Source organism: Haliscomenobacter sp., from assembly GCF_033763495.1.
GTDB lineage: Bacteria > Bacteroidota > Bacteroidia > Chitinophagales > Saprospiraceae > Haliscomenobacter.
Window position 1 is genome coordinate 17,914 of sequence record NZ_JANRKL010000159.1, and the last position, 11,258, is coordinate 29,171.

Here is an 11,258-nt window from a genome sequence, read left to right on the forward strand (position 1 = left end):
TTTTAGTGTTGAATAATGTATTTGTTACTTTAATACAACTTGCCCCACTACCCTGCGCCGGTTGTTCCCTACGATTTGCCAGACATAAGTTCCAGTTGGCAATTGAGCCACGTTGATGGTGTTGATGCCTGCAGCCAGCCATTGCGTTTGTACCTCTTGTCCATTGATGTTGAACAAGCGGAACTGAAGGGTATTGGAACTCGCCATTTTTTTCAATAAATCAGGTGACAAGTCTATTGAAAACCAATCGCTTGCTGGATTGGGAAATATGCGAATACCTGTAGTTAAATCTGGCTCTTGCGTAGACACACTCACCTCTTTGGTATTGAATCTGGCGCGAAGTATTGGTCCAAATGCATAGCCTGGCAAAGAGTCTGCAGCGGTCTGGTCAAACTTGAGTATGGCGTGGGAACTGACTTTGTGGGTCGACATGTAGATAGCCGCGTTTCTATCCAGGAACTGAATGCCGATGGCGTAACGACCTTTGTTTAATGCCAAAGATTTAGGAAGCTGATAGTTGACCTCGCCCAGTGGCAGACTCACCAAGAAGGTATCTTTGCCAAAAACGATGAGCGTATCTTTGGGCTCGAGCGGGATTGGGCTGGAAAGGTGCAAGCGTTTGCTGTAGTTCTTCTTGACCGAATCGTATCCAAATACCCAGAACTGGATTGCAGTTGGAGCAAATACATTGACATCCGTAGCGATGGAAGTCAACTGATCTGCAACGCCAAGGTCAAAAAAGTGGCCACGATTGGATCCAAAAGATAAGTTAGAAAACGCATTATCCTTTGAAAAAACGGAGTCTCCCGCTACTAGCTGTGCTTCCTGTTGCTGGAATATGGTATCGCCTTGAAGGAGGGTAGTTCGGTAAAAATAATTACCCTTACCACTCAGGCGGGCATTGGAAAAACCAACGCCTACCTTTCGTGGGGCTAACATCAGTGTGCTATTGGAAGTTGATACTTCGACGGCATCTTTTAACAAGGTATGTTGCAGTCGATAAGCTCCAGGTATTCCACTCCACAAGGCTACCCTCGCCCCTGAAATTTGAGTACCCGTGGCATGTTTGGCTTTGATCTCTGTATAATCTGGTTCGACCAGGTCAAAAAGCACTGCTGGATTTTTCCACTTCAGAATTGCAGAATCCCCTAGTGTGGCCCAGGCCTGCTTGGCATTTAGGAATTGTAAGGTGTTAATCTTTGGGATACCTGGTTGTAAAATGCTAATCGGCCAGGTTTTACAGGAATCAAAACTGATATCCGCCCAACCATCAAATTGGTTGCTGGAAACAAAAATTCCGGTCTGACCAGGTACACCATAAATGGTATTGGGATTGAAGCTGTTGGGGCTTCGCCCCGGGCTGGATGTCCAGGTTTTGCCGTTATTGGCCGTGTAGTAAATTCGTCCTCCATTAAGACTGACGGCGCCTTCGTGTCCATTGGTCAGTGCAATGGTGCCGATGTATGCTGGTGTGGGCAAAACATCGACTGTCCAAGTTTGACCCTGATTTGCACTTTTGAGGGTTCTTCCCGCAGAGGTGCCGATCCAAATCGTGTCGCCAAAAACGGCAAAAGCTTCAAAATAGCTTGACTCATTTGGACGTGGTGCAGGGGTAGCTATTTTTTGCCAGGAATCACCAGCATCAGTGGTCCGATAAAACTCAAAAGTATCGCGTACTGGATCCCCCCAAGCCAGCCCGTTCCGGCGGTTGAAGAAGTGGATGCCATTAAGAAAGCTCCCAGGAAGGCTGTATTCTCCATTTTTGAAGGCTTCATCCCAGGTTTTGCCCCCATCTTTGGTGCTTAGGGTAAACGATTCTCCGAAATAAGAAAAGGCGACTGCAAAAGCGCGACGGGAATCAGCAGCAAAAAAGGAGCCTAAATAATAATCAAAGAACAGGGCATCCCAACCTTGAATGGGGTTGGTATCCCAGGTTTTTCCACCATCTTTTGTCAGGGTTACTCGACCAAGGTCGTCTGCAAACCATACTGTATCCGCATCAATTACGGCCATTTTACTCCAGAAATAGGGCGATTCAAAAAGCGGATTTGATTGAGCCGGAATAATTTGCTCCCATTGTTGAGCCAGGAGTGAGGTGGACAGGAAACTAGAAATGAGGAACAGGAGTAGGTGATTATGTTTCATCATCTGGTGTTTGAAATTAGGGAAGTGTTATTTTACTCTTTAAAGATAGCCTGGTCGCCTCTAGCCACATTGTATAAATGCGAACAGCTTCAAAAATTTTGGTGAATATTTTGCTCAACAACATGCAAACTTTGAAAATGCTCCTTAGGTGAACTTCCGGTATATTGATAAAAATCTTTGATGAGGTGAGATTGATCGGTATAGTTGAATTGTGCCACTACCTCCATCCACGAAGGTTGAGGCATGTGGTAAAGATGCTTCAATACATTGCGAAACCGAATCGCGCGGGCATAGCCTTTGGGGCTCATGCCAATCTGAGTTTTGAACTGCTTCTCCAGCCAGCGACGACTGAGGTGAAAATGATTGGCCAGGTCTTCTACACCGATCAGTCCCATCTGTTGATCAATGTAATTTGTAATGACCGAAAGGTCTTTTTTCCAGGCATAACTTGCATTTTGGTGAAAAAAGCGAATGAGATGGGGCTCCAAGAGCTGAATCGCAACTTCGGATTGAGCGACGCCTAAAAGCTTTTCTTGTACCTCGTTGAATTCCTTTTCTACCAATTCGACATTGATGCCTCGGTTGGTCATTGCGGTAGCTGATTCCCTGATAAAATGGTGGGTTGCCGTAGGTTGTAAGGCGACTGCCAATAAGTTTTGCTCTCCTACAAAATAAGCATGGCCAAAGGTAGTAGGGGGGCCAATGATCGCAGGTGTTTCTCCGAGATGAACTTTATCCTCAGGAGCTGTACCATGGTAGTAAAAGGAAGTTACCGCTGGAGTTTTGAAAGAGAATTGGATCGCTGCCAATCCTTTGCAGGACAACACTGTGCTGATCCCGGGGGTCGCATTAAATTGTTGGACCAAATAAAACTTCACAAAAGGGCGAAGCGCGGGGTGAGGTAGGTGTACTTGGGTAAACATAAGGGCTAGTTTCATCAAAAATAACCATTTCCTAGCTCAAAAGCAAGCTCGGCAGGCAAATTAGTTGTACTCGGGGCAAACTTTTTTTTACCTAAACCAATGACATTCAATAATAAGGTTTAGTTTTCGCAAGGCAATGCGATGGGGATTGTGAATATCCCCATCGCATTGCATACATCTACTCCCTCTCCCCCTCTTCCATCCGTACAAAGGCGCTCCTTCTTGGCGCGGGCAATTCAGCTTGATCTCCTTTCAGCCCCTTCCACAAAACCTCGTTGAACAGACGATCATCGTTAAGGTCTACTTCCGCAAAATTGAAACCTTCCGAAATTTTTGCCCAACGGCTGGCTAAGGTATTCACATCGTCGAGGTTCACGGACAGTGGAACGGATTTGAATGGTGCCACATTGGGCGTCGCCATAAAGCTGCGGAACATGGGCATGGCCGCAGCATCGTACTGGCTCATCGGCGGCAATCCCAGGATCAGCTCCATCGTCCGCAACATCCCCGAGGTAGAATATAGGGTGTGATCCACGTAATTGCGCTTGGTGTAAGGGCTCACCACAAAAGCAATCGAACGGTGGGCGTCCACATGGTCAGGGCCATTTTGAGCATCGTCTTCCAGAATAAAAATGGCAGATTGAGCCCAGATGGCACTTTTGCTGATGTGCTCCACCAACATTCCTACGGCCAGGTCATTATCGGCTACGCAGGCGTAGGGTGTCGGGCGACCTACCGCCAAACCCTGCGTATGATCAGCCCCCAAACGGATGGTACTCAGACTAGGTACGGCATTGATGACCAGCAGGGAATCAAAGTCGTGCCTCCATTGGGCGAATCGGGTGGTATCGCGCACTTTTTGATTGTAATACCCCGTGAATTTCGAGCAGACATGTGCGTCGTCCAACACTGGGATATTGCCTTTTTTATCATCGGCAAAAACGCCATAGGTACGGTAACTCACCCCAGCACGTTTACAAAAATCCCAGATGAACCCGTCTTTGTTGTTGGCGATTTGGCGACGCCCCATTCCTTCCGTCACACCTCCGCGGCGGCCATAACCAGTGGGCCAGGTTTTTTCGAGGTAATCGTTGGCCAGGGCCCCCATCGACCAGTTGTGGCCATCCGCACTGACCTCGGCATCCACATAAAAATTATCCAACAGCACAAACTCCCGGGCCAGTTTGTGCTGATTGGGGGTGTATTTTTCACCAAATAAACATAGGCTGGTATCTCCATTCCCAGCAGGCATATCGCCCAAAACCTGATCGTAGGTGCGGTTTTCTTTCAGCACATAAAATACGTACTTGATTGGGGAAGCTGCTCCTACTTTCATTGGGATTGGGTTGCCTGCTTCGCCATCAGTTTGCAACTCTTTTTCCTTTTTATAAGGTGTGTTTTTGTAAACTTGGGCTGAATAACTACTCATCGTGGCCGCATCCGGCAGGTCGATGATGCTCAGCGTACCTTTCATCAGGGCGCCGATGTATTGCAGTCGGTTGTTGGGCTGAGGAAGTTCGCCTTTATGCGATTCGGAGCGAACATTGCGCTGAATGGGCTGGGGGCCAAGTGGATTGGCAAAAGAACTGAAGCCTTTACCGTTGGCCACATAAATCTTTTTGCCGACTATTCGTACACTCGTCGGATACCAGCCTACTGGTATAAAACCCTTGGAGGTACTGCGGCCCGGGTGGCTTACGTCAAATACGGCCAGGCAATTGTTGTCCGCATTGGCGATGTAAAGCGTTTTTTCGTTTTTGGACAAGGCTACACCGTTGGTTGTAGACCCTACTGGTGAATTGGGATACAAAGCAGCGTCGAGGACTTCTATAACTTTACGGTGGGCTACTTCAAGCACCGAAACGCTGTTGTCACCAGCGTTGGCAACGAAAATCAAATTGCCTTTTTTGTTTAAAATCAGTTCATTGGGATTGTAAGACACCGGCACCTCGGCTACAATTTTCCGACTGTAGGTATCGAAATAGGCTACTTTTTTGCCACCCCAAAGCGAGATGTAGAGCATTTTGGCATCTGGAGAGAGGACACAGGTGTAGCCCTCATGTTTTAGATCGAGCTTTTGGACAGTAGCTTTGGTCTTCAAATCGAGGATATACAAGGAGTTATTTTCTTTGGTCACTACATAAAGCAATCCCCGCTGCTCATCTATCTCGATGCCCACCGGGGAGATTTTTTCTGGCCAGGGTTTGCCCAGTACCAGGCTGTCCTTTTGCAGCAATTGATCGTTTTCGATGGCGTATTTGCGGATGCAGTTGTCGTTGCCCCCAGAGGCGTACAAGTACTTGCCATCCTTGCTGAATTTTAGCCCATAAAATGACTTGGGGATTTCAATATTGGACAAAACTTTTTCCCCGACTGGGTCAATGAGTTGCAAACTCTGCTTGCCCTGGCCATTGTTGGTGACGGCGATGCGTTGCTGATTGGCCGATACGGCAATATTTAAAGGCAAGTCCCCTACTTCCAGTGAACGCCCGGCTGGGCTGAGTGACCAACCATTGGGTAGAGTGACACTTGAAACCGTGTTTTGTGCCCTAAGGTTAAAACAACAAAGTAGAACTACAACCAAGAGTAGATTTTTCATGATCATTAAAATTATAACGCCGACAAGGGGATATCCTCTGTCGGCGTTTTTGAAAAATGAAATCAACTTTATTGCGCCCACCAAACCTTGATGTTGCTATTGTCCCCACCCATTTTGGCTACCGCAGCATTGAGGTTTGCAGCATTTTGAGACTGCAAGTAGGTAGGGTAAGGCACCCGCGAGGGGAACATATTCTCGGCAGGAATACCCGTACCACGAGGCAGAATGGGGTAACCCGTCCGCCGCTTTTCAAACCAGGACTGATAATCTACAAAGAAATAGGCAATGTATTTTTGCAACATAATCTGTTCCAACTGTTTGTCCATGCTTTGGGTTTCATCGTACAATACTCCGGGTTGGGTCAAAAAATCGGCTGGCAGCGTGGCGCCCCATTGTACCATTGAAGCTCCAATGGCGGTATTGTAATGAACTTTGGCTGTTTTCCCCGTATTGAATCCTTTCAAAGCGAGTTCAGCTTTGATAAACTCTACCTCCGCATAAGTCATCATCACCCCCAATTGAGGCAAGGTCTTGAGCGCATCCAGATAACTGGAATTGCGACCAACCACGTATTCAGTAGTGGTCGGATAACCACTTTTGATGCCCTGATAAACTTGTACACCATTCACCGCAACCGTTGTGGCCCACACCGCCCGACGCGGGTCTTTATCCGCGTTGAGTTTGTTGATGAAAAACTCGGTGAAATAGGTGCCCTCGCGCCAGTCCAGGGTACGGGCATTGTAATAGGGGTTAAAATAAGGAAAAGTACCCGGATAACGAAAAATGGCTTCATCCGCATTGGCTACAAACACTGGATTTTTGGCTGGATCGGCTAAAATCGCCTTAATCTGTTCGGTGACATTGACTTCGCCATCTCGATTGGAAATGCGCAACAAAAGGCGTAGGCGTAGGGAATTGGCAAATTTTTTCCAGCGCTGAATGCCCACGTTTTTACCACTGGTCAGTACGCTTGAATTGTAAACCTGATCCCCACCATAAGTCAAAACTTTGCTATCATCGAATAGACCATTGGCCGTTTCGAGGTCTTTCAGGATTTGCAGGTAAATGTCTTTTTGAGCATCAAACCTTGCTTCAAAAATACCATCTTCCGCCTTAACGGCTTGAGAATAGGGTACATCCCCGTACAAATCAGTCAAAATGGAGTAGCCCCAGCTTTTGTAGACCAGTGCAATGGCTTTGTAGTTGTTTTCTTTCAGGCCATCGGAGATGGAAATGATGTCTTCCACATCGCGCATCAGGGTATAAAAAGAGGTCCACACCCCGGCTCCTGGATTTACCACGTAGCGATGAAGCCCCTGGCCGCTGGTACTTGCACGTGGTGCATCTACTTGCATCAACTCGTGCGTAAAGCTGCGCGAAGCCTGCATACTGGCATTGACAAAACGGTATTGCATTTGCCCCAGTAAAACGCCCGGGGTTACATCTTTAGGGCGATTAGGGTCGAGATTCAAGTCTTCAAACCCCTCGGTGCAGGCACTGAGAACGATGCACAGCGCCAGAAAAATGAATGATATTTTGCTGAAAAACTTCATGATTGTCGATTTTAGAATTTGAAGGTGAGGTTTATGCCCATGGTGCGGGTAGAAGGGAACTGGGTCAATTCCACTCCTGGTGTCAAAGTGCTGCCATTGAGGTTTCCACTCTCAGGGTCGAAGCCAGGGAACTGGGTGAAGTTGAACAGATCACGCCCATAAACGGCAATGGATGTTTTTTGAATGCCGATGCCATTCAACCAGTTTTGGGGTAGGCTAAATTCGAGGCGTACCTCCCGGATTTTTAAAAAAGTGGCATCAAAAATATTGGTTTCGGCATTGCTGATCTGGTAGTAGTTATCGTAATAAGCACTGGCTGCAACCTTGGTGGCATTGGGCACGTAAGTCCCATCAGCTTGTTTCACCACGCCAGCACCGACGATGCCTCCATCACGGCCCGGCAAGGTTACTCTCGTTTTTCCGAGTGTATTGTTTTTATGGTTGGTTTGAGAATACATTTCACCACCCATCTGGCCATCCAAAAGGACACTAAAACGCACATTTTTGATGGTAAATTCATTCATGATGCTGCCTTTCCAATCGGCAAAAGCATTGCCCCAAAGTTTAGCCACTGGATCGAGCGGTGCGGGAAGGCCATTGCTGGAATACACGATTTGTCCATCAGGCGAGCGCTGAAAGCCACGGCCGTACAAATCCCCCATCCGTCCACCTACCCGTGCTTCAATGGTCACGTTGGTATTGTGGGCATAAATGATTTGATTGGAAATACCCGGTGCCAATTCACGAACGTAACTACGGTTGCTCGCCCACAATAAGGTAGTAGTCCAGCTGAAACCTGACTTGACCACAGGCTTAAGGATCAACTTCACTTCACCACCTACACTATTGATCAAACCAGCATTGATCAAGGCATTAGAAAAACCAGAAACGGGATCAAGAGGGATTGACAAAATTTGGTTGCGGCTCTCGTTGTTGTAATAAGCAATGTCCAAACCAATGCGGTTGCGGAATAAGCGTAAGTCCAACCCGAACTCATAACTGGAGGTGATCTCTGGTTTCAAATCAGCGTTGAACAATTGGCTTGGGTTGGTAAAGCTGTTGCCGTAAATCCGATCGTAATACCGTGCGGTTTGGTAAGGCCGGGTATCATTGCCCACCTGTGCCCAGGATGCCCGCAGTTTGGCAAAGGATACCATTTTAGGCAAATGGAGCATCTCGTTGAGCAAAAAACTTGCACTCACCGAAGGGTAAAAGAAAGAATTGTTTTCAAAAGGCAGGGTACTCGACCAGTCATTGCGGCCAGTTACGTCAACAAAGACTTTTTCAGCATATGAAAACTGGGCGCTACCGTACAAACTGTTGATGGCCTTTTTCGTCTTGAGTGGATCAGCTACGGCTGGGTCGAGGCTATTGGAGATTTGGTACACCCCTGGTTGAGCCAGCTGATCAGCATACATTCCGGCGAAATCATAGGTTTGGCGCATCGCGTTGCCTCCGATAGAGGCGGTAACATTGAACAAAGACGAGTAGGTATCTTTGTAGGTCAACAAGAAGTCGGAGTTGGATTCCAGGCTAAAAATGCTTTGTTCGCGGTACATCCCACGAGGGTAACGCGTCATGCTGAATGGGCGCTGCTGGGAATGAAACTCGTGAGACATGTCTACTCCGGTACGAATCTGCAATTCAAGTTTTGGTGAAAACTCATAATTGGCGGTTACGTTACCAATCATCCCGTTTTTATTCAGTTTGTTCAGCATTTCGTACATACCCAGGTAGGGATTGTCTGGGCCGGGGTTGAAAGGGTTTTTCTGGCGAACATCTTCTAAACCGGATTGCCAATAAGGTTTGAACCATTCTGGACGAACGTTTGGAGTGGTACCAATGATCAGGAAGTACATCAAAGTCTGGTTGTTGTACCCTGCTAGTGGAAGATTGTCACTCTTCTTGTTGGTATAATTGGCTTTGCCAGAAATTTTCAAGCGCTTTGAAACTTTCTGATTGACCGATAAGGCGGCATTCAAGCGTTCAAAACCTGTGTTGGGAATGATCCACTCGTTTTTGAGTTGGGTCAAGGACAAACGCGCCGAGCCATTTTCGTTTCCACCTTCAAAAGAGAGGCTATTGGAGTAATTTTTTCCCAATTGAAAAAAACCAGAGATGTAGTCATCGTATGCAACCCAAGGTGTACGTTCGGTAGGTTTTCCGATGGGGTCATTGGGATTGTATTGGAAATACTGCTGGCCATTGAATTTTGGCCCCCACGCACGACCTGCAGCAACCGTTGTACTGGTATTGATGCCATCCGGGCTATCGAGGTAAGAATAATAGGCATCAGTGCGCCCTTCGCCGTATTCAAACTGATAATCAGGCCAGCGATTGACTTGTTCTACACTAAAATTGCTGTTGAAAGTGATGCCAATGCCCTTGTCTTTTCTCGCGCCAGACTTGGTGGTAATGATGATGGCACCGCCCGCTGCCCGGCTACCATAAAGGGCAGTTGCGCCTGGGCCTTTGAGCACCGTCACTTTTTCAATGTCATCCGGGTTCAAATCCGAGAGTGTGGAGCCATAATCCACCGGGCTGTCTGTGGCCAGGTGGGAGTTGAATCCTGTACCCGAAATTCTGCTGCTCACGGGTATTCCATCAATGACGATCAGGGCTTGATTGTTGTCGAGGTTCAATGAAGACTCTCCTCGCAGGGTAATGCGTGCCGAACCCAATGGCCCCGCGCCTACCCCTTGAATGTTCAAACCCGCAACCTTTCCACTCAGTGAGCTCACCCAGTTGTTGGTTTTGGCATCCAGTACCGCGCTGGCATTGATGGTTTGAGCTGCATAGCCCAGGGATTTTTCTTCCCGTTTGATCCCCAAAGCGGCGACTACCACTTCGCTGAGCAATTGGGTGTCTTCTGCCAATTTCACTTCAATGAAAATTTGCCCACTCACACTGAATTCCTTGGTGACAAAACCAATGGCAGAAAAGATGAGTACGGGATTATCGGATGCTTGCTCCAATTGGAATTTCCCCTCCACATCTGTAATGGTGCCTGTAGTAGTTCCTTTTACTTGAATGTTGACACCGGGTAGGGCTTCTCCATTTTCGGAAGATACTTTCCCTGCGATTACGCCCGATTGGGCGAACAGGCTTAGCGTCAAACACATGACAAGTCCCATCGATAGGACTACCTTTTGTAGACTTCGTTTCATACCTTTGTAAGGTTGTTGATTGAGCATATTGATTGATAACACCTGATCGTAGGCGTGGCCGCGCCTACGGTCTTTCGTCTGGTGAAAGTAGGACGTGAAAGCGTTTTGAATATTAAGCAAATCTGATTTTTAAATTAAATTCAAGCTAGCCCTGTAAACTTTAGTAAATCTAATTATTGATTTTTCCAATTCGTTTGAATATAAGTAAAATTTTAAAAAGAGTAGTTCTGGATGTACAGTCAAATGCCCCGCTCGCCGCATGGCGAAACCGAGAGACTTCCGTCACCCAAACAAATGACTTTCATCAATTTACCGGAAGATAACACGCTCTTAACCTGGAGTTGACACAGTGCTTTTAACTTACAGCAAAAGTGAATCAATACCATGTCTAAATACATCCATATCCTCCTGCTAGGCTCTGCTCTTTTTGCCTTCGCCTGCAACCCAAATCACCACAAAGTCGAAAACATCCTCATCAAAGGTTCGGACACCGAAGTCAACCTGGCTCTCGCTCTGGCAGAGACCTACATGAGTTCAGATCCCGACGTATCCATTGCGGTTACCGGCGGCGGGTCTGGGGCAGGTATCGCCGCCCTGATCAATGGCAAAACCAGCATCGCCAATGCCTCCCGGCCGATGAAGCAGGAAGAGATCGCGTTGGCCAACGAACGAAAAGTACAACCCTTGGCCAGTGTGTTGGGTATGGACGCCATCGCGATAGTGGTGCACCCGCAATGCCTGGTGCAAAGTCTATCCTTGCAACAACTGGGTGCCATTTATCGCGGTGACATTCAAAACTGGAAAACCCTGGGGGGCCCCGATGCCGAAATTTCCCTGTACGGTCGCCAAAGCAACTCCGGCACCTTTGTTT

General features: G+C 47.5%; 6 protein-coding genes. 1 reads left to right on the plus strand and 5 read right to left on the minus strand.

From position 1 onward, the window contains the following. Nucleotides 1–24 precede the first annotated feature (24 nt). The 5 genes from SFV55_RS16935 to SFV55_RS16955 all read right to left on the minus strand — a co-directional run bounded on the left by SFV55_RS16935 (nt 25) and on the right by SFV55_RS16955 (nt 10,387). A complete protein-coding gene (locus SFV55_RS16935) occupies nt 25–2,145 on the minus strand; it encodes a T9SS type A sorting domain-containing protein (RefSeq protein WP_320030714.1) in 2,121 nt (706 codons plus the stop codon). 89 nt (nt 2,146–2,234) lie between these two features. Further along, the gene (locus SFV55_RS16940) at nt 2,235–3,068 is read right to left on the minus strand and encodes a helix-turn-helix domain-containing protein (RefSeq protein ID WP_320030715.1); all 834 of its coding nucleotides are present in this window, start codon (nt 3,066–3,068) and stop codon (nt 2,235–2,237) included. Nucleotides 3,069–3,246: 178 nt separating this feature from the next. Then, complete coding sequence (locus tag SFV55_RS16945) at nt 3,247–5,667, minus strand: bifunctional YncE family protein/alkaline phosphatase family protein (RefSeq protein WP_320030716.1); 2,421 nt, start codon at nt 5,665–5,667, stop codon at nt 3,247–3,249. 68 nt (nt 5,668–5,735) lie between these two features. Next, nucleotides 5,736–7,220, minus strand: a complete 1,485-nt coding sequence (locus SFV55_RS16950) for a SusD/RagB family nutrient-binding outer membrane lipoprotein (RefSeq protein ID WP_320030717.1) — start codon at nt 7,218–7,220, stop codon at nt 5,736–5,738. A gap of 11 nt (nt 7,221–7,231) precedes the next feature. Then, complete coding sequence (locus SFV55_RS16955) at nt 7,232–10,387, minus strand: SusC/RagA family TonB-linked outer membrane protein (protein WP_320030718.1); 3,156 nt, start codon at nt 10,385–10,387, stop codon at nt 7,232–7,234. 384 nt (nt 10,388–10,771) lie between these two features. Between SFV55_RS16955 and SFV55_RS16960 the strand changes: the two genes are divergently transcribed. Continuing rightward, on the plus strand, nt 10,772–11,258 hold a 487-nt coding region (locus SFV55_RS16960; protein ID WP_320030719.1), incomplete at its 3' end, for a substrate-binding domain-containing protein.

What these genes read in the sequence shown, in the direction of transcription:
- SFV55_RS16945 (WP_320030716.1), bottom strand. Translation starts at nt 5,667, where the DNA reads ATGAAAAATCTACTCTTGGTTGTAGTTCTACTTTGTTGTTTTAACCTT.
- SFV55_RS16950 (WP_320030717.1), bottom strand. Translation starts at nt 7,220, where the DNA reads ATGAAGTTTTTCAGCAAAATATCATTCATTTTTCTGGCGCTGTGCATC.
- SFV55_RS16955 (WP_320030718.1), bottom strand. Translation starts at nt 10,387, where the DNA reads ATGAAACGAAGTCTACAAAAGGTAGTCCTATCGATGGGACTTGTCATG.
- SFV55_RS16940 (WP_320030715.1), bottom strand. Translation starts at nt 3,068, where the DNA reads ATGTTTACCCAAGTACACCTACCTCACCCCGCGCTTCGCCCTTTTGTG.
- SFV55_RS16935 (WP_320030714.1), bottom strand. Translation starts at nt 2,145, where the DNA reads ATGAAACATAATCACCTACTCCTGTTCCTCATTTCTAGTTTCCTGTCC.